Source organism: Rhodococcus sp. NPDC058532, assembly GCF_042719255.1.
Taxonomy (GTDB): Bacteria; Actinomycetota; Actinomycetes; order Mycobacteriales; family Mycobacteriaceae; genus Rhodococcus_G.
Genome location: NZ_JBHXNU010000001.1, coordinates 151,105 through 169,965, shown reverse-complemented (window position 1 = coordinate 169,965; position 18,861 = coordinate 151,105). Strand labels below are relative to the sequence as shown.

Here is an 18,861-nt window from a genome sequence, read left to right as displayed (position 1 = left end):
GGACGACAACTGTGAACAAACGAGGTACGAGGAACGGTGGCCAACCAGATGTTCAGACGAATTGCAGTCGTCAACCGGGGGGAAGCGGCGGTACGCCTGATCCGTGCGGTCCGGGAGATCAATGCGGAGAATGCCTCGGCGTCCGGTGACGCGGCCATCACCGTCATCGCACTGCACACCGACGCCGAGCGGCGCGCGATGTTCGTCCGGCAGGCCGACGAGGGCGTCACCCTGCGCCCCTCCACCACCGCGGCCACCCCGTACCTCGACCATGCCGAACTTGAGCGCGCCCTGGTCGAGGCCCGCGCCGACGCCGTCTGGGTCGGCTGGGGCTTCGTCGCCGAGGACCCGGCGTTCGCCGAGGTCTGCGCCCGGCTCGGGATCACGTTCATCGGCCCGTCCGCCGAGGCGATGCGCCTGCTCGGCGACAAGGTGGAGGCGAAGCTGCTCGCCGAGAAGGTCGGCGTCCCGGTCGCCCCGTGGTCCGGCGGCCCCGTCGAGACCCGCGCCGACGCCCGCAGGCACGCCCAGGCCATCGGCTACCCGCTGATCATCAAGGCCCGCTCCGGCGGCGGCGGCCGCGGCATCCGCAAGGTGTACGCCGAGGAGGAGCTCGAGCTCGCCCTCGAACGCACCCAGGGCGAGGCCGAACGGTCGTTCGGCGACCCGGTCGTCTTCATCGAACGGCTGGTCACCGAGGCCCGCCACGTCGAGGTCCAGGTGATCGCCGACGCGCACGGCAACGTCTGGGCGCCCGGCGTCCGGGACTGCTCCATCCAGCGCAAGAACCAGAAGGTCATCGAGGAATCCGCGTCCCCGCTGCTGACCGCCGAGCAGTCCGCCCAGCTCCGGACGGTGTCCGCGGAGCTGGTCAAGGCCGCCGGCTACTGCGGCGCCGCCACCGTCGAGTACCTCTACCAGCCCTCCCAGCAGGTGTTCACCTTCCTCGAGGTCAACACCCGCCTGCAGGTCGAGCACCCGATCACCGAATTCACCACCGGACTCGACCTGGTCAAGCTGCAGATCCAGGTCGCATCCGGCCGCCCGCTGGTCGGCGAGTGCCCCACCGAGTTCGGTCACGCGGTCGAGGCCCGGCTCAACGCCGAGGACGCCGACAACGGGTTCGCTCCCGCACCGGGCACCGTCCGGCTGCTGAAGTTCCCGCTCGGCTCCGGGCTGCGTGTCGACACCGGCATCGCGCAGGGCGACGTCATCCCGCCCGACTACGACTCGATGGTCGCCAAGGTCATCGCCTGGGGCCGGGACCGCGCCGAGGCCTTCGCCCGGCTGCGCACCGCGCTGCGCGAGACCACGGTGGTCCTCGACGGCGGCACCACCACCAAGTCGTTCCTGCTCGACCTGCTCGACCGCGAGGAGGTCGTCACCGCCTCCGCCGACACCGGCTGGCTCGACCGCACCGGCACGGGCACCGCGAACGGCCCGACGCCCGCCGCCGCGATCGCGCTGCTCGCCACCGCCATCGGCGTTTACGACGCCGAGGAGGCCCGCGAGCGCAGCGCCTTCCTCACCTCCGCCCGCGGCGGACGGCCCCGCACCAAGAACACCCTCGGACGCGGCGTCGAGCTGAGCTACCAGGGCCAGGCGTACCAGTTCGAGGTCGGCCAGGTCGGCCCGCACCGCTACCGCGTCGACGGCGACAGCGGTGCGGTCGAGGTCGAGGTGGACCGGCTCGGCGAGTACGAGCGGCGTCTCGTCGTCGGCGGGCGGCGCCACCACGTCGTCTCCGTCACCGGCCCCGCCCACCACCTCGTCGAGGTCGACGGCATCAGCCACCAGATCAGCCAGGACGAGGCGGGCGTCGTCCGGGCGCCCTCGCCCGCGGTCGTTGTCGCGCTGCCCGTCGCCGTCGGTGACGAGGTCGAGGCAGGCGACACCCTCGTCGTGCTTGAGGCGATGAAGATGGAGACCGCGATCCGGGCGCCGTACGCCGGCACCGTCCGCGAGGTCCTCGCCACCGTGAACGCCCAGGTCGACGCCGGTGCGGCGCTGCTGCGGGTGGATCAGGTCGCGGAGGAGACCGTCACCACCGCCGCCCCGCGGGTCGAGTTCGCTGCCCCCGCCGCGCGGGACCGGGACGACCTCACCGAGGCGCTGGCACGGCTCGACGCGCTCACCGCGACGATCACCGGTTTCGACGTCGACGACACCCGCGCCGCGACGCTGCGCGGCGAGTACGAGGCGCTGCGCGACCGGCTGCCGGAATCCGACCCCACCCTGGTGCGGGCCGAGCTCGCGCTGCTGACCACGTTCGCCGACCTGTGTGAGCTGTCGCGGAACCGCCCGACCGACGGCGACGACACCGACGAGCGGGTGCACTCCCCGCGCGAGCACTTCCACTCGTTCCTGCACTCGCTGGACGTCGAGCTCGAGGGCCTGCCGGAGTCGTTCCGCGCCAAGCTGTCCCGCTCGCTGCGCCACTACGACGTCACCGAACTGGATCGGACCCCCGAGCTCGAGGAGGCGGTGCACCGGCTGTTCGTCGCGCTGCAGCGCCTCGAGGCGCAGGTCCCCGCCGTCGCCGGGCTGCTCTCGCACTGGCTTCGGGACTGCCCCGTCGGCGGCGACCTGACCGGTGAGCTCGAGGAGGTCCTGGACCGGCTGATCGTCGCAACCCAGCTGCGCTACCCGCTGATCGGGGACATGGCCCGGAGCCTGCACTTCCGGATCTTCGACGAGCCGGTGGTCCGCCGGGCCCGCGAGCAGATCTACGACGGCGTCCGCGGCAGCCTGCAGTACCTCGCGGAGCAGCCCGGCGCCACCGACCGCGCGGCCCGCATCGACGCGATGGTCGACACCCCGGAGCCGCTGGTCGGCCTGCTCGCCGAGCCGTGGTCGGCGCCCGCTGACCTGCTCGAGGTGGTCACCCGGCAGTACTACAAGATCCGCGGGCTGTCCGACGTCAAGGCAGCCGACGGGCACGGACTGCCCTGTGTCACCGGCACCTTCGAACTCTCCGGTGAGCAGCTGCACCTGGTGTCGGTGACCGCGGACCGCGCGCGGCTGACCGAGGCGCTCGGTGCGGTCGACGCCGCCGCGGGCCCCGCGCCGGTCAACCTGGTCGCCGACCTGTACCTGACCTGGCGGGACGCCCCGGCGGACGACGACGCCCTCGCCGAGGAGTTGAGGTCGCTGCTGCTGGCACACAATCCGTCCGCGCCGTGGCGCCGGGTCACCGTCACCGTCACCGTTCCCGGTGCGATGACCACCCAGCGTCAGGTCACCTTCCGCCCCGCGGAAGCGGGCGGACTGGACGAGGACCGCATCATCCGCGGGATGCACCCGCTGACCGCGCAGCGCCTGGACATGTGGCGGCTGAAGAACTTCAACGGCACCCGGCTGCCCGCGCCCGCGGACACCTACCTGTATCACCTTGCTGCCAAGGACAACCCGTCCGATGAGCGGCTGATCGCGATGGCTCAGGTTCGGGACCTGACGTTGCAGTTCGACGAGACGGGCACGATCGAGGCCGCGCCCGCGATCGAGCGTGCCGTCGCGTCCTGCCTTGCCGGCATCCGCAACGCGCAGGCGGGTCGCGGCCGCAACCGCCTCGACAACAATCGGGTCGTGCTCTACGTGTGGCCGCGCCTCGACGTCGCCGCCGACCGCCTCGCCGCGATCGCCAAGCACGTCGCGCCGCTGACCGTCGGCGCGGGCATCGAGCAGATCACCATGTTCTGCCGGTTGCAGGAGTCGCCGACCGCGACACCGCGTCAGGTCGCGGTCCGGTTCTCCTACCGGTCCGGCGCGGGCCTGCAGGTCGCGGTCACCGAGCCGCCGACGCAGCCCCTCCAGCCGCTCGACGAGTACACCCAGAAGGTCCAGCGGTCCAAGTCCCGAGGCACCGTCTACCCGTACGAGCTGATCCCGGCCCTTGCCGCCGGTGGCAGCTTCGTCGAGTACGACCTCGACGGCACCGGCGCCCTGGTTCCGGTCGACCGGCCCTACGGCCGCAACACCGCGGGCCTCATCGTCGGCCTGGTCACCACCCCGACCGAGCGCTACCCCGACGGCATGACCCGGGTCGCGCTGTTCGGCGACCCGACCAAGGCCCTCGGCACCGTCGCCGAGGCCGAGTGCTCGCGCGTCGTCGCCGCGATCGACCTCGCCGAATCCCTTGGCGCACCGGTGGAATGGTTTGCGCTTTCGTCCGGTGCGACCATCTCGATGCAGTCCGGCACCGAGAACATGGACTGGGTCTCGCGCGGCCTGCGCCGGATCATCACGTTCACCCAGAACGGCGGCGAGATCAACGTCATCGTCGCGGGCATTAACGTCGGCGCCCAGCCGTACTGGAACGCCGAGGCCACCATGCTCATGCACACCAAGGGCATCCTGGTGATGACGCCGGAGTCGGCGATGGTGCTCACCGGCAAGCAGTCGCTGGACTACTCCGGTGGCGTCTCCGCCGAGGACAACTTCGGCATCGGCGGCTACGACCGCGTGATGGGACCGAACGGCCAGGCCCAGTACTGGGCACCGGATCTCACCGCCGCGATCGGCGTCCTGTTCGCGCACTACGAGCACGCGTATCTCGGTGCCGGGGAACGGTTCCCGCGCAAGGCCGAGTCGACCGACCCGGTCGACCGGGATGTGCGCTCCTTCCCGCACGTGCACCCGTCGAGCGAGTTCACCACGGTCGGCGAGATCTTCTCCGCCGAGACCAACCCGGACCGCAAGAAGCCGTTCGACATCCGCACGGTGATGCGCGCCGTCGTCGACCAGGACCACGCCGTGCTTGAGCGGTGGGCCGACATGGCCGACGCGGACACCTCCGTGGTGTTCGACGCACACCTCGGCGGCAACGCCGTCACCGTGGTCGGCATCGAGTCTCGGGCCATCGCCCGCAAGGGCTTCCTCCCGACCGACGGCCCGGACCAGTGGACGTCGGGCACCCTGTTCCCGCGGTCGTCGAAGAAGACGGCCCGCGCGATCAACGCGGCGTCCGGAAACCGACCGGTCGTGGTGCTGGCCAACCTGTCCGGCTTCGACGGCTCCCCGGAGTCGCTGCGCAACCTGCAGCTCGAGTACGGCGCCGAGATTGGCCGCGCGATCGTCAACTTCGACGGCCCGATCGTGTTCGTTGTGGTCTCGCGCTACCACGGCGGCGCGTTCGTGGTGTTCTCCGGCGCGTTGAACGAGAACATGGAGGTGCTCGCGGTCGAGGGCTCGTTCGCGTCGGTCCTCGGTGGCGCCCCTGCCGCGGCGGTCGTGTTCACCCGTGAGGTCAATGCCCGCACCGCGGCCGACCCGGCGGTGCAGGGCCTCGAGGCGCGGCTCGCCGCCACCGACGACGACGCGGCGCGCGCCCAGCTGCGGGTGGATCTGGCGGCCGAGCGGGCCGCGGTCCGCAGCGCCAAGCTGGGTGAGGTGGCCGCGGAGTTCGAGGCCATCCACAACATCGAGCGGGCCAAGGAGGTCGGTTCGGTGCACGACATCGTCCCCGCCGCCGACCTGCGTCCGCGGCTCGTCGCCGCGGTCGAGCGCGGCATGGGCAGGGTGCTGAACGCGCAGTAGCACCACCGCCCGCACACCCGAACGGCGTCACCGGATCGAATTCCGGTGACGCCGTTCGTGTGCAGCGTGAACTATCGGGTCGGCCGCTCGCCGGTGTCGAGGTGACCCTCGCGGCTCGGGCGGAGCCACTCGCGGGCCGCCGTCAGCAGGCATCCGCCGAGGCAGCGCAGCGCCGCTCGCAGTCGCCGGTCCGCGAGCAACTCGCCCGGCCTCATCGGACCGACACCGGCTCGGCCTCGGTGCGGACCGGCCGCAGGGTGAGCGCGGCGAGGACCGCGCCAGCGACGGCGATCAGCGCGGCGGTGACGAACGCGGCCGAGAAGCCGTCGGTCAACGCGACCAGGTCGCCGACCCGGGCCGCGCCTGCCCCCGCCGCCGCGGCGGTGGCGACCGCGAGACCCAACGCGGAGCCCAGCTGGTAGCTGGTGTTGACGATGCCCGAGGCAAGTCCCCCCTCCTCCGGGCGGGCACTGGAAATGGCGGTGCCGAGCGACGGGATGAACGCCAGCGCCATCCCGAGCGCCGACAGCAGCGACGCGGGCAGCACGTCCACCCAGAAGTTGCCGTCCGGGCGCACCAGCGACAGCCAGCCCAGCCCGGCGGCGAGGAGCAGCAACCCGACCACCACGAGGGGGTTGGGGCCGAACCGCCCGATCAGCCGGGGTGCGAGCACGATCATGCCGATCATGATCAGCGCGGTCATCGGGATCAGCGCGGCGCCGCTCGGGAAGGCAGAGAGCCCGAGCACCTGCTGCAGGTAGAGGTTCAGAAAGAACCACATCGGGATCCACGCCGCGCCGAGCAGGAACTGGGCGATGTTGGCCGCACCCAGGTTCGGGGTCCGGAAGATCGCCAGGCGCACCAGCGGGTCGCGCCGGGACGCCTGGAGCGCGAGGAACCCGGCAAGGGCCACCGCGGCGACGAGCAGGCTGCCCCAGGTTCCTGCCGAGGTCCAGCCTGCCTCCGGTGCCCGCACGATCCCGAACACCGCGGCACCGATGCCGACCGTGACGGTGAGCGCGCCGAGCAGGTCGACGCCTCCGGTGGCGGCGCCGCGGCCACCCGGCAGCAGCGCTGGCGCGGCCATCAGCGCGAGGACCGCGACCGGGATATTGACGAAGAACACCCACGGCCACGAGGCGTACTCGGTCAGCAGACCGCCGAGGAAGACGCCCGCCGTCCCGCCGGCCGGGGCCGCGGCGCCGTACACGGCGAGGGCCCGGGTCAGCTCGCGCGGCGTCGCCCCGAACAGCATCATCAGCAGCGTCAACGCCGACGGGGCGATCAGCGCCGCGCCCGCCCCCTGAACCGCCCGACCGGCGAGCTCGACCGGGACGTTCGCGGCGACGCCAGCGAGCACGGAGCCGACCAGCAGGATCAGCCAGCCGAGCCCGAACATCCGGCGGGCGCCGAACAGGTCCGACAGCCTGCCGCCGAGCAGGAGCAGTCCGCCGAACACCACGACGTAGGCGTTGAACACCCAGGTGAGGTTCTGCTGCGTGAATCCCAGGTCCTCCCCCATCTGTGGCAGTGCGACGCCGATGATCGACGTGTCCATGATGACCATGAACTGTGCGAGAGCAATCAGCGCGAGTGCCAACCACTTTCGTGATCGCACCCGCTCTTCTGTGCGAGTCATTTCCGATCCCCTCCGTCTGTCGGTGCGCGACCGCTCATCGATCACGCCCCCTCGTATATACCCCCAGTGGGTATATGACGCAATCCTCAAACCGGGTTGCGCGATATGCCCACTGGGGGTATGTTTCCTCTCGTTGGAGCAATACCCCCACTGGGTATATGCACGAGTCGAAGGAGAACGCCATGGAGACCTCGAACTACACCGTCACCGGCATGACCTGCGGGCACTGCGCAAGCTCGGTCCGCGAGGAGGTCGGCTCGATCGAGGGCGTCACCGCCGTCCAGGTCGACGTCCCCACCGGGCTGGTCACCGTCACCTCCGCCGTCCCCGTCGACGCCGCCGCGGTCCGTGCCGCCGTCGAAGAGGCCGGCTACGCCGTGGCGTCATGAACACCGCCACCAAGCTGGCCGCCTACACCGGGGGGCTCGCCGCGATCTTCGCGGCGGCCCTCGGTGTCGGGGCGGCCGTGGGGAGCCCGATCGACATGCCAACCGCCACCCACGGCGACACCCACCTCGAGACGCCGAACGCCGCACCGGAGACCCCCGGCGGCCTCCAGGTGTCCGAGCAGGGATACACCCTGTCCGAGATCACCACCGGCCCGGATGCGCTGAGCTTCCGGATCACCGGCCCCACCGGCGAACCGGTCACCGCGTTCACCGAGGAGCACGAGAAGAAGCTCCACCTGATCGTCGTGCGGTCCGACACCACCGGGTACCGGCACGTCCACCCGACGATGTCCGACGACGGCACCTGGACCGTCGACTGGGCCTGGCAGTCCGGCGGCAGCTACCGCGTCTTCGCGGATTTCCGGCCCACCGACGGGCCCGCGCTGACCCTGGGGCGGACCGTCGACGTGGCAGGCGACACCGCCCCGGCGCCGACCCTCGCGCTCGACCGCATCGCCGAGGTCGACGGCTACCGGGTCGAACTGACCGGTGAACTCGACACCGGGGGCGGCCCGCTGACCCTGAACGTCAGTCGTGACGGGGTCCCGGTGACCGATCTACAGCCCTACCTCGGCGCCTTCGGGCACCTGGTCGCGCTGCGCACCGGCGACCTCGCCTACCTGCACGTCCATCCGCAGGGCGCACCGGGCGACGGCGTCACCGCGCCCGGACCCGAGATCGTGTTCCACGCACAGGCGCCGAGCCAGGGCACCTACCGGCTGTTCCTCGACTTCCGGCACCAGAACACCGTCCGCACCGCCGAATTCACCGTGACCGCCGACCAGCCGGGCACCCCGGACGCCCACCCAACTCCCGCCCCGGCCGCCAGCACCGGCCACGGACACTGACCCGACACCCGGAGAGGAGTCATGATGAACCCCGTCGCACCCGCGCCGACCGAGGGACAGGTTGAGCTACTGATCGGTGGCATGACCTGCGCCTCCTGCGCCAATCGCATCGAACGCAAGCTCAACAAACTCGACGGGGTGACCGCCACCGTCAACTACGCCACCGAGAAGGCGCGCGTGGCGATCAGCGGAGACGTGCTCCCCGCCGACCTGGTGACCGCCGTCGAGGATGCCGGGTACACCGCCACCCTCCCCAAAGAGGACGTGGAACCCGCTGCCGTCGACGACGACCCGACGTCGGGCCTGCGCCTGCGCCTGCTGGTCTCGCTGGTTCTGAGCGTGCCGGTGATCGCGATGGCGATGATCCCGGCACTGCAGTTCCCCAACTGGCAGTGGCTCTCGCTCACCCTTGCCGCCCCGGTCGTGGTGTGGGGCGCGTTGCCGTTCCACCGGGCGGCATGGACGAACCTGCGGCACGGCACCGCCACGATGGACACCCTGGTGTCGATGGGCACCCTCGCCGCGCTCGGCTGGTCGGTGTACGCACTGTTCTGGGGCACCGCCGGGGTCGCGGGCATGACGCACCCGTTCGAGTTCACCATCGCCCGCACCGACGGCACCGGGAACATCTACCTCGAGGCGGCGGCGGGCGTCACCACGTTCATCCTGGCCGGCCGCTACTTCGAGGCCAGGGCCAAGCGCCGCTCCGGGGCGGCGCTGCGGGCGCTGCTCGAGATGGGCGCCAAGGAGGTCTCCGTCCTGCGCGACGGTGTCGAACAGCGGATCGCGGTCGACCAACTCGCGGCGGGCGACCTGTTCGTCGTCCGCCCCGGCGAGAAGATTGCCACCGACGGTGAGGTCACCTCCGGTTCGTCCGCCGTCGACGCGTCGATGCTGACCGGCGAGTCCGTTCCGGTCGAGGTCGGACCCGGCGACACCGTCGTCGGCGCCACCGTCAACGTCGGCGGGCGGATCGTGGTGCGCGCCACCAGGATCGGAGCAGACACCCAGCTCGCACAGATGGCGAAGCTGGTCGAGGACGCGCAGACCGGCAAGGCCAAGGCCCAGCGGCTCGCGGACCGGATCTCCGGCATCTTCGTTCCCGTGGTCATCGCACTCGCCGTCGCGACCCTCGGATTCTGGCTTGGCACCGGCGGTTCCGTCGCCGCGGCCTTCACCGCGGCGGTCGCGGTCCTGATCATCGCCTGCCCCTGCGCACTCGGCCTGGCCACCCCGACCGCACTGATGGTCGGCACCGGCCGCGGCGCGCAGCTCGGCATCCTGATCAAGGGACCCGAGGTGCTCGAGTCGACCCGGCGGATCGACACGATCGTCCTGGACAAGACCGGCACCGTGACCACCGGAACCATGACCCTGCTCGATGTGGTCGCGGCGGAGGGTGAGCTCGCCGATGAGGTGCTGCGGCTCGCCGGCTCGCTCGAGGCGGGTTCCGAGCATCCGATCGCGAGGGCGATCGCGGGCGCGGCGGCCGCGGCGGGACCGGTTCCCGAGGCGGAGGAGTTCGCGAATGTCGAGGGCCTCGGTGTGCAGGGTGTCGTTGCCGGCCACGCGGTGATCGTCGGCAGGCCCCGCCTGCTGGCGGACTGGGCGCAGCCACTGACGGACGATCTCGAATCCGCCCTTCGCACAGCCGAATCCGCCGGACGCACCGCGGTCGCGGTGGGCTGGGACGGCAAGGCCCGCGGCGTGCTCGTGGTCGCGGATGCGGTGAAGCCGACGTCGGCGGAGGCCGTAGCGCAGCTGAAGGCACTCGGCCTGACCCCGATCATGCTGACCGGCGACAACGCCGCGGCCGCCCGCACCGTCGCCGACCAGGTCGGCATCGACGAGGTGATCGCCGAGGTGCTGCCGCAGGACAAGGTGGAGACCGTGGCGCGGTTGCAAGCGGAGGGGAAGGTGGTGGCCATGGTCGGTGACGGCGTCAACGACGCGGCCGCCCTCGCCAAGGCCGACCTCGGGCTGTCCATGGGCACCGGCACCGACGTCGCGATCGAGGCCAGTGACCTGACCCTGGTTCGCGGCGATCTGCGGGCCGCGGCCGACGCGATCCGGCTGTCCCGCAAGACCCTCCGCACGATCAAGGGCAACCTGTTCTGGGCGTTCGCCTACAACGTGGCCGCCCTGCCGCTGGCCGCGGCAGGCCTGCTCAACCCGATGCTCGCCGGCGCCGCAATGGCGTTCTCCAGCGTGTTCGTGGTGAGCAACAGCCTGCGATTGCGCCGCTTCCGCTAGCCACGCCTTCCCGAATGGCCCCTTGATTCAGCCTGGACTGAATCGATGGGCCATTCGGGAAATGCGGCGGGAGGAGCGGCTATCCGGCAGCGAGGCGAACGAAGGCGGACGCGTCAAGGACCTCGCCCCGTGCGGTGGGGTCGATGCCCGCGGCGACGAGTCGACGTTCCGCCTCGGCGGGTGATCCTGCCCAGCTGGCCAGTGCCGCACGCAGGGTCTTGCGGCGCTGCGCGAACGCGGCGTCGACGACGGCGAAGACCCGCTTGCGGTGCTCCTCGTCCATCGGCCACGGCGCTTCCTCGTACCGGTCGATGCGGACCAGGCCGGACTCGATCTTCGGCTCCGGCCAGAACACCTGACGCCCAACGGAGCCAGCCCGGCGCACCCGACCGAAGAAGCAGGCCTTGACGCTCGGCACCCCGTAGATCTTGTTGCCTGGCCGCGCGGCGAGCCGGTCCGCCACCTCCGCCTGCACCATCACCAGGGCGGTCCGGAGCGACGGAAACTCGGCGAACAGGTGCAGCAGCACCGGCACCGCCACGTTGTACGGCAGGTTCGCGACCAGCGCGGTCGGCTCGGCGGGGACCTGGGCGGGCAACACCCGCATGGCGTCCGCGAGGACCACGGTCAACCGGTCCGCCAGCTCGGGGGCTCGCTCGGCGACGGTCGCGGGCAGCCGGGCCGCCAGCTTCGGGTCGATCTCAACGGCGACGACCCGCTCCACGACGTCGAGCAATGCCAGGGTCAGCGAGCCGAGCCCCGGCCCCACCTCGAGCACCACGTCGTTGCGGGTGACACCGGAGACCGCGACGATCTTGCGGACGGTGTTGCCGTCGTGCACGAAATTCTGGCCGAGCTGCTTGGTGGGCCGGATGTCGAACTCGGCAGCCAGCGCCCGCACCTCGGCGGGTCCGAGCAGGGCCGCCAACCCCCGCGGAGCGGATTCGGGCAGGTCGGAAGCGGTGGCAGGTTCGTCGGACACCCGATGAATCTAACGCAGCGGGGTCAGCGAAGGCCGAGTCGGCTCGTGCACGAGGGCCACGCGCCCCAGCCCTGCGTCGCCTGCGTCTTCGACGCGATCGCGATCTGTTCCTCGCGGGTCGCGAGATCGGCCCGCGGGGCGTACTTCAGTCCGCCCTGCCGTTCCCAGGTGTTCTGGTCGAACTGCACACCGCCGTAGTAGCCGTTGCCGGTGTTGATGTTCCAGTTGCCGGTCGCCTCACACTGCGCGAGCGCGTCCCAGGTGGCGCCGTTCGCCACCGGCGGGACCTCGGTGCCGGGTTTGGCTCCGACCCGGACCACCTTCGGTTGCGCCGCGGTGATGACGTTCTCGGAAAGTTCCTCGCGGCCGGATTCCACCCCGTTGACGGTGGTCACCGCGACGGTCACGTCCCGCAGTCCCGGCGCGCCCGGGCTCTCCTGCACGGTGCGACTCATGTTCATCGTCGGATCCTCCACCCGCTGTTCCGGGGGCGCGACCGGCTGGGTCTCGGTCCGGTTCTCGGTGCGGATGCGGGTGACCTTCACCTGAAGTCCCTCGGTGACCGGGGCGTCCGCGGCCGGTTCGACCGTGTCCTGCTGCTCGAGCGGCACCCCCTGCGCGGCGAGCAGGTCGCCGACGGTCGGCGCGGCGAGGCGGAGGTCGGTGGGCGCGGCAGCCCCGTCGAGCAGTCGGACCGCCTTCGGGCTGGTCACCTCGAGGTCGGCCCCCTCGAGCGGCAGGCGCTGGGAACGGGAGGCGGACACGTGCACGTCACCGGCGAGGCGTTCCCTGGACAGGGCCTCGTCGACGGTCAGTGCGGTCGTCCACAGGGTTCGCGGCGCGCCGTCCACGGTCAGGGTCAGCTCACGCGCGCGGCGCAGCACCACCGTGTCCCCGTCGGAGACGGCGGCGTCCGGTGCCGGTGCGACGACGTCGCGGTCCCCGACCCGGTAGCCCGCGGCGTCGAGGACCGAGCCGACGTCGGTGGACATGGTGCTCACCGCGACCGTCTCGCCATCGACGTCGACCATGACGGTCTTGTGGCGGCTTACCGCCAGTGCGCCACCGGCGATGAGGGTGAGGAGAAGGGCTCCGACGACGAGACGCAGCAGTCGCGAGTTCGCCCGGTTAATTCGAGTGAGAGGTGACACGAGAAGTCCTGAGCTGTCGGTTACCGGGACGTGATCCCGGACTTAAGCGATCACGGTACGGTAACGAAGGCGCGGCGCTCCGGCAACCGCACGGGGAACAACCAGCGAAAATGGGACCGACCTCACCCCGGACCCCGACACGCCGCGTGCGGAACACCGGCACGCGCCCGTGGCGAGGATGCTGACTCGAATGAGCACCAGATACCGCGTGCGATCCGTCGCCGCCGCCGCCCTGATCGGTGCGCTCGCCCTGCTCGCCGGAGTCCTCGGCGCGGGCACCGCCGCCGCCCAGGCCGACCGGACCTACGTCATCGCGACCGACGTCACGTTCGCCCCGTTCGAATTCCAGAACGCGCAGGGCAACTTCGTCGGCATCGACATGGACCTGCTCGCCGCGATCGCCGCCGATCAGGGCTTCGAGTACGAGATCAAGCCGCTCGGCTTCAACGCCGCAGTGCAGGCCCTGCAGTCGAGGCAGGTGGACGGCGTCATTGCGGGCATGTCCATCACCGACGAACGCACACTCGTCTTCGACTTCTCCGACCCGTACTTCGAGTCCGGTGTCCAGCTGGCCGTCGCGAAGGACAACGACTCCATCGAGTCGTTCGAGGATCTGCGCGGGCAACGTGTTGCGATCAAGACCGGCACCGAGGGCGCCCTGTTCGCGGAGTCGATCCGGGACCAGTACGGCTTCACCACCGTGACCTTCGACGACTCGGCCAGCATGTACGACGACGTCAGGACCGGGAACTCGGTCGCCGTGTTCGACGACTACCCGGTGCTGCTGTACGGCATCGCGCAGGGCAACGGGCTGCGGGCCGTCGGCGACAAGCAGGCGGGCAACTCGTACGGGTTCGCGGTGTCGAAGGGACAGAACGCCGAACTGCTGACCAAGTTCAACGCCGGACTGGCGAACCTGCGCGCCAACGGGCAGTACGACGAGATCATCGACCGGTATCTCGGCGAGGGAGCCCAGCAGGCGCAGGGCGGCAACACCTTCTTCTCCCTCCTCAAGGACAGCTTCCCGCTGCTGATGAAGGGCCTGTGGCTGACGATCGTGCTGACCGTGGTGTCGCTCGCGATCGCGCTGCTGCTCGGCCTGGTCTTCGGATTCCTTCGGGTCTCGACCAGCCGGATCCTGCGGGGCATCGGCGTCGTCTACGTCGACATCTTCCGCGGCACCCCCCTGCTGGTGCAGGCCTTCTTCATCTACTTCGGCATCCCCGCCGCGCTCGGCTTCACGATGCCTGCGATGACCGCGGGCATCATCACCCTCAGCCTCAACGCGGGCGCCTACATCACCGAGATCATCCGCGGCGGCATCCAGTCCGTCGACCGCGGTCAGATGGAGGCCGCCCGCAGTCTCGGCATGGGCTATCTGCCGTCGATGCGCAAGGTGGTGCTGCCGCAGGCCTTCCGGACGATGATGCCGTCGTTCGTGAACCAGGCCGTCATCACGTTGAAGGACACCTCGATCCTGTCCGTGATCGGCATCGCCGAACTGACCCAGACCGGCAAGATCATCATCGCCAGGAACTTCGAGTCGTTCAACATGTGGCTGATCGTCGGCATCTTCTACTTTGTCATCATCATGGCGCTGACCAAGCTGTCCGGCCGGCTCGAGAGGAAGGTCAACGCGTGAGCGAGCCCGTCACCACCGAGAGCAAGATCCGGGTCACCGGGCTGAAGAAGTCCTACGGCGACAACGAGGTACTCAAGGGCATCGACGTCGAGATAGCTCCCGGCGAAGTGGTGTGCGTCATCGGCCCGTCCGGATCCGGAAAGAGCACCTTCCTGCGCTGCCTGAACCGGCTCGAGGACATCACCGGCGGCACGGTTGTGGTCGACGGCGTCGACCTCACCGCCAAGAAGGTCGACATCGACGGGATTCGCCAGCGCATCGGAATGGTCTTCCAGCATTTCAACCTGTTCCCGCACATGACCGCCCTCGAGAACGTCATGCTCGCCCCGGTCCAGACGAAGAAGGCCACCAAGGGCGAGGCCCGGGAAGCCGGGATTCGACTCCTCGCCCAGGTCGGACTCGCGGAGAAGCAGGACGCCAAGCCCGCGAACCTGTCCGGCGGCCAGAAGCAGCGGGTCGCGATCGCCAGGGCGTTGGCGATGAACCCCGACGTCATGCTGTTCGACGAGGCGACCAGCGCCCTCGACCCGGAGATGGTCGGCGAGGTGCTGCAGGTGCTGCGGGACCTCGCCGCTGGCGGCATGACGATGGTGGTCGTCACCCACGAGATGGGCTTCGCCAGGGAGGTGTCCGACCGCGTCATTTTCATGGCCGACGGCTATCTCGTCGAGGAAGGCACCCCCGAGGAGGTCTTCGGCAACCCGCAGCAGCCGCGCACCCAGGACTTCCTCCGCAAGGTCCTGTAAATGCGCTTCGCGCCTGTGCGTGATTTTCACCCCGATTGGGGTGAAAATCACGCACGGTCGCGAAGTGCGTAGACGCGTTCGGCGGTGGCGGTCGCGGCGGCGGCGAGCTCGAACGGGTCCTGACCGCGGGTCGCCGCCAGGGATCGCACGGTGTACGGCAGGCAGTACGGCTCGTTGGGGGCGCCGCGGAACGGGTGCGGGGTCAGGAACGGGGCATCGGTCTCGACGAGCAACTGGTCGTCCGGGACGAGCTTCGCGGCCTCGTGCAGTTCGCGGGCGTTGCGGAAGCTGACGGTGCCGGAGAAGCTGAGCACGTACCCGGCCTCGACGCAGGCCAGCGCCATCGTCGCGTCCGACGAGAAGCAGTGGAAGATCACGGTGTCCGGTGCGCCCTCGTCGAGCAGGACGGTCAGGAGGTCGTGGTCGGCCTCGCGGTTGTGGATCATCAGCGGCTTGCGCAGCCGCTTGGCGAGGTCGATGTGCCAGCGGAAGCCCTCGACCTGCTCCTCGACCGTCGCGCACCCGTCGAGTTTCCCGGGCCAGTAGTAGTCGAGGCCGGTCTCCCCGACCGCGACCGTCCTCGGGTCGGCGGCGAGCCGCTCGATCTCGGCTTTGGTGGCGTCGTCGAGCACGTTCGCTCGGGTGGGATGGATCGCGACCGCGGCGTACACCCGGCGGTCCCAGCCCGCGGCGTCGACGGCGAACCGGGCGGCGGCCAGGTCGTCCGCCACCGTCACGACCCTGCCGACCCCGACCTTTTCCGCGCGGTCGACGATCTCGGCGACCGACGCGGCATCGGTGGCGCCGCACGCGTCGAGGTGGGTGTGGGCGTCGATCAGCGGCGCGAGGGGCTCGGGCAGATCCGGGGCCGGACGATCCTTGGGCACACCGATACGATAGGCGCACCATGACTGCACCTAGCCGGCCCCCGTTCTACATCACCACCGCGATCGCGTATCCCAACGGCGCCCCGCACATCGGGCACGCGTACGAGTACATCGCGACGGACGCGCTCGCCCGCTTCAAGCGGCTCGACGGTTTCGACGTCTTCTTCATGACGGGCACCGACGAGCACGGGCTGAAGATGCAGCAGACGGCAGCCAAGGAGGGCATCGACGTCCGCGACCTCGCGGCGCGCAACTCCGACGTGTTCCAGTCCATGGACAAGGTCCTGAACGTCTCCTACGACCGGTTCATCCGGACCACCGACGCCGACCACACCGCGGCGAGTCAGGCCATCTGGGAGCGGATGGTCGCGGCCGGTGACATCTACCTCGACACCTACGCCGGGTGGTACTCGGTGCGCGACGAGGCGTACTACACCGAGGGCGAGACGACCCTGTTGGAGGACGGCAGCCGGATCTCCACCGACACCGGAACCCCGGTGGTGTGGACCGAGGAGTCCACCTACTTCTTCAAGTTGTCCGCCTACCAGGACCGGCTGCTCGCCCTCTACGAGGCGCACCCCGAGTTCATCGCGCCGGCGACCCGCCGCAACGAGATCGTCAGCTTCGTCTCCGGCGGACTGAAGGACCTGTCGGTGTCGCGGACCACGTTCGACTGGGGCGTTCCGGTGCCGGGCGACCCCGACCACGTGATGTACGTGTGGGTGGACGCGCTGACGAACTACCTGACCGGTGCCGGGTTCCCCGATACCGACGCCGAGTCGTTCGGCAGGTACTGGCCGGCGAACCTGCACATCATCGGCAAGGACATCAGCCGGTTCCATACCGTGTACTGGCCCGCGTTCCTGATGTCCGCGGGCATCGACCTACCGCAGCGGGTGTTCGTGCACGGCTTCCTGTACAACAAGGGCGAGAAGATGTCGAAGTCGCTCGGCAACGTCGTCGACCCGCTCGGCCTGGTCGAGGAGTACGGACTCGACGCCGTCCGCTACTTCCTGCTGCGGGAGATCTCGTTCGGCCAGGACGGCAGCTACAGCCACGAGGCGATCGTCACCCGCATGAACGCGGACCTGTCCAACGAACTGGGCAACCTCGCGCAGCGGTCGCTGTCGATGGTGGCGAAGAACTGCGACGGCCAGGTCCCGACGCCGGGCGAGTTCACCGACGCCGACACCGCCCTCCTCGCCAAGGCCGATGCGCTGCTCGACAAGGTGCGCGCGGAGTTCGACGTGCAGGCCATCCACCTCGGCATCGAGGAGATCTGGCACGTCCTCGCCGAGACCAACCGCTACTTCAGCGCGCAGGAACCGTGGGTGCTGCGCAAGACCGACCCGGCGCGCATGGCGACGGTGCTGTACGTGACGATCGAGGTGGTGCGCATCGTCGGCATCCTGGTGCAGCCGGTGATGCCCGACGCCGCGGACAAGATCCTCACCGTGCTCGGCCAGGGGCCCGAGAATCGCCAGTTCACGGACCTGGGGACGCGGATCGCCGCCGGCACCGACCTGCCCGCTCCGGCGGCGGTGTTCCCCCGGTACGTCGAGGCCACCGACGCCTGACCCCCCGAAACACCCCGTGACCTGCGGCGGGGAAACGTGTCGTACCCCCGATGCACACTGCACCCATGGGGATGAATCGAACAGGCATTCGAGCCGAGGGGTGTGGGGCGGAGCAGGCCCTGCGCCACGCATACGAGAACGGGTGGCAGCCGGGTGACGTCCTGCACGTCGCCCGGCGTGGCCTCGCCGGGGTCGAGGTCGCGCCGATTGCGCTGCTGATCCTCGGGGAGGCCAATCGCAGCGGTGCCTGGGCTCGGGCACCGCTGCACTGGGCGGACCAGCTCAGGGCGCTCGCCGACGGCTATCCGCGCCGGGTCGACGAGCCGCCGCTGACACCGGGCGGCCTGCGGCTGCTGCAGCACCTGCAGCCGCTGCGGCGACTGTGCCCACCGCCGTCGCTGTGGCCAGACGTCCGGTCGACCCACCCCGGAACCCCCGCCGACACCGCGGACGTCAAGATGCTGAACCGGATTCGCGGGCTGCTCGCCAAGGCCGAGAGCACCGAGTTCACCGAGGAGGCCGAGACCCTCACCGCCAAGGCTCAGGAACTGATGACCCGGCACTCCGTCACCGCGACTCTTCTCACCGCGGACTCCTCCGCTGGCCGGGACGTCACCGTCCACGCCCGGCGCATCCACGTGGACCGGCCCTACAGCAAGCAGAAGGGTCTGCTGCTGACCACGGTCGGCGAGGCCAACCACGTCCGCACCCTCTTCAACGCGGTCGACGACATCGCGACCGTGATCGGCACACCGGCGGACCTCGAGCAGGTCGACCTGCTGTTCACCTCGCTCCTGGTCCAGGCCACCCGTGCGATGCGGGCCGAGCAGGCGCGCGGCGCGAGCGCGGCGCCGTTCCGTCGCGCCTTCCTCTACGGCTTCGCGGTCCGGATCGGGCAGCGCCTGACCGAGGCGGAGAAGGCGGCCACCGCGCAGGCCGTGATCGACGCCCGGGCACAGTTCGGTGATCTGCTGCCGATCCTGGCCCGCCGGTCCGACGCCGTGCAGGCCGAGGTGGACCGCCTGTTCGGGCCGAAGCTGCGGTCCTGGGGATTCAGCGTCAGCGACCTCGACGGGGTCGCGGCTGGCCGATCCGCGGCGGACGCCGCGCACCTCGCCCCGCCACGGCGGGCGGTCACCGGGTGAGCGGCCG

The 18,861-nt window shown here is 70.3% G+C and carries 13 protein-coding genes; 8 read left to right on the top strand and 5 right to left on the bottom strand.

Translation table 11 applies throughout. From position 1 onward, the window contains the following. Window positions 1-48: 48 nt before the first annotated feature. The gene (locus tag ACFWQG_RS00765; protein WP_378505660.1) at window positions 49-5,535 is read left to right on the top strand and encodes a carboxyl transferase domain-containing protein; all 5,487 of its coding nucleotides are present in this window, start codon (window positions 49-51) and stop codon (window positions 5,533-5,535) included. Window positions 5,536-5,606: 71 nt separating this feature from the next. Here the strand turns inward: ACFWQG_RS00765 and ACFWQG_RS00760 are convergent, their stop codons facing one another. Both ACFWQG_RS00760 and ACFWQG_RS00755 read right to left on the bottom strand, forming a co-directional pair. Then, window positions 5,607-5,750 (bottom strand): hypothetical protein, encoded by a 144-nt coding sequence (locus ACFWQG_RS00760; RefSeq protein ID WP_378505659.1) that lies wholly within the window; start codon window positions 5,748-5,750, stop codon window positions 5,607-5,609. Beyond that, window positions 5,747-7,174, bottom strand: a complete 1,428-nt coding sequence (locus tag ACFWQG_RS00755) for an MFS transporter (protein ID WP_378505658.1) — start codon at window positions 7,172-7,174, stop codon at window positions 5,747-5,749. The genes ACFWQG_RS00760 and ACFWQG_RS00755 overlap by 4 nt, the downstream gene beginning before the upstream one ends. 182 nt (window positions 7,175-7,356) lie before the next feature. Between ACFWQG_RS00755 and ACFWQG_RS00750 the strand changes: the two genes are divergently transcribed. Genes ACFWQG_RS00750 through ACFWQG_RS00740 form a run of 3 tightly spaced genes read left to right on the top strand, consistent with a single transcriptional unit; the run spans window position 7,357 to window position 10,724 of the window. Next, entirely contained in the window at window positions 7,357-7,563 is a 207-nt protein-coding gene (locus tag ACFWQG_RS00750; RefSeq protein ID WP_378505657.1) for a heavy-metal-associated domain-containing protein, read from the top strand. Next, window positions 7,560-8,471, top strand: coding sequence for a hypothetical protein (locus ACFWQG_RS00745; protein ID WP_378505656.1), 912 nt, complete (start codon window positions 7,560-7,562; stop codon window positions 8,469-8,471). The genes ACFWQG_RS00750 and ACFWQG_RS00745 overlap by 4 nt, the downstream gene beginning before the upstream one ends. A gap of 24 nt (window positions 8,472-8,495) precedes the next feature. Then, window positions 8,496-10,724, top strand: a complete 2,229-nt coding sequence (locus ACFWQG_RS00740) for a heavy metal translocating P-type ATPase (protein ID WP_378506029.1) — start codon at window positions 8,496-8,498, stop codon at window positions 10,722-10,724. A gap of 79 nt (window positions 10,725-10,803) precedes the next feature. Here the strand turns inward: ACFWQG_RS00740 and rsmA are convergent, their stop codons facing one another. Both rsmA and ACFWQG_RS00730 read right to left on the bottom strand, forming a co-directional pair. Beyond that, window positions 10,804-11,706, bottom strand: coding sequence for a 16S rRNA (adenine(1518)-N(6)/adenine(1519)-N(6))-dimethyltransferase RsmA (rsmA, locus tag ACFWQG_RS00735; RefSeq protein ID WP_378505655.1), 903 nt, complete (start codon window positions 11,704-11,706; stop codon window positions 10,804-10,806). 23 nt (window positions 11,707-11,729) lie between these two features. After that, a complete protein-coding gene (locus tag ACFWQG_RS00730) occupies window positions 11,730-12,857 on the bottom strand; it encodes a transglycosylase family protein (RefSeq protein WP_378505654.1) in 1,128 nt (375 codons plus the stop codon). 190 nt (window positions 12,858-13,047) lie between these two features. Here ACFWQG_RS00730 and ACFWQG_RS00725 point away from each other — a divergent pair, with 190 nt between their 5' ends. After that, window positions 13,048-14,499: an amino acid ABC transporter substrate-binding protein/permease gene (locus ACFWQG_RS00725; protein ID WP_378505653.1), complete on the top strand. Its 1,452-nt coding sequence runs from the start codon at window positions 13,048-13,050 to the stop codon at window positions 14,497-14,499. Continuing rightward, window positions 14,496-15,245, top strand: a complete 750-nt coding sequence (locus ACFWQG_RS00720) for an amino acid ABC transporter ATP-binding protein (protein ID WP_378505652.1) — start codon at window positions 14,496-14,498, stop codon at window positions 15,243-15,245. Before ACFWQG_RS00725 ends, ACFWQG_RS00720 begins: the two co-directional genes overlap by 4 nt. Before the next feature lie 47 nt (window positions 15,246-15,292). Here ACFWQG_RS00720 and ACFWQG_RS00715 read toward each other — a convergent pair whose 3' ends face one another. Continuing rightward, on the bottom strand, window positions 15,293-16,132 hold the full coding sequence (locus tag ACFWQG_RS00715) for a TatD family hydrolase (protein ID WP_378505651.1): 840 nt from the start codon (window positions 16,130-16,132) through the stop codon (window positions 15,293-15,295). Between the two features lie 20 nt (window positions 16,133-16,152). Here ACFWQG_RS00715 and metG point away from each other — a divergent pair, with 20 nt between their 5' ends. Both metG and ACFWQG_RS00705 read left to right on the top strand, forming a co-directional pair. Continuing rightward, window positions 16,153-17,709 (top strand): methionine--tRNA ligase, encoded by a 1,557-nt coding sequence (gene metG, locus ACFWQG_RS00710; protein ID WP_378505650.1) that lies wholly within the window; start codon window positions 16,153-16,155, stop codon window positions 17,707-17,709. Window positions 17,710-17,774: 65 nt separating this feature from the next. Then, window positions 17,775-18,854 (top strand): DUF2786 domain-containing protein, encoded by a 1,080-nt coding sequence (locus tag ACFWQG_RS00705; RefSeq protein WP_378505649.1) that lies wholly within the window; start codon window positions 17,775-17,777, stop codon window positions 18,852-18,854. The last annotated feature ends 7 nt before the right edge of the window (window positions 18,855-18,861 follow it).

Excerpts from the sequence above, each read along its gene's own strand:
- ACFWQG_RS00765 (WP_378505660.1), top strand. The coding sequence starts at position 49 with ATGTTCAGACGAATTGCAGTCGTCAACCGGGGGGAAGCGGCGGTACGC.
- ACFWQG_RS00760 (WP_378505659.1), bottom strand. The coding sequence starts at position 5,750 with ATGAGGCCGGGCGAGTTGCTCGCGGACCGGCGACTGCGAGCGGCGCTG.
- ACFWQG_RS00755 (WP_378505658.1), bottom strand. The coding sequence starts at position 7,174 with ATGACTCGCACAGAAGAGCGGGTGCGATCACGAAAGTGGTTGGCACTC.
- ACFWQG_RS00750 (WP_378505657.1), top strand. The coding sequence starts at position 7,357 with ATGGAGACCTCGAACTACACCGTCACCGGCATGACCTGCGGGCACTGC.
- ACFWQG_RS00745 (WP_378505656.1), top strand. The coding sequence starts at position 7,560 with ATGAACACCGCCACCAAGCTGGCCGCCTACACCGGGGGGCTCGCCGCG.
- ACFWQG_RS00740 (WP_378506029.1), top strand. The coding sequence starts at position 8,496 with ATGAACCCCGTCGCACCCGCGCCGACCGAGGGACAGGTTGAGCTACTG.
- ACFWQG_RS00725 (WP_378505653.1), top strand. The coding sequence starts at position 13,048 with ATGAGCACCAGATACCGCGTGCGATCCGTCGCCGCCGCCGCCCTGATC.
- metG (WP_378505650.1), top strand. The coding sequence starts at position 16,153 with ATGACTGCACCTAGCCGGCCCCCGTTCTACATCACCACCGCGATCGCG.
- ACFWQG_RS00705 (WP_378505649.1), top strand. The coding sequence starts at position 17,775 with ATGGGGATGAATCGAACAGGCATTCGAGCCGAGGGGTGTGGGGCGGAG.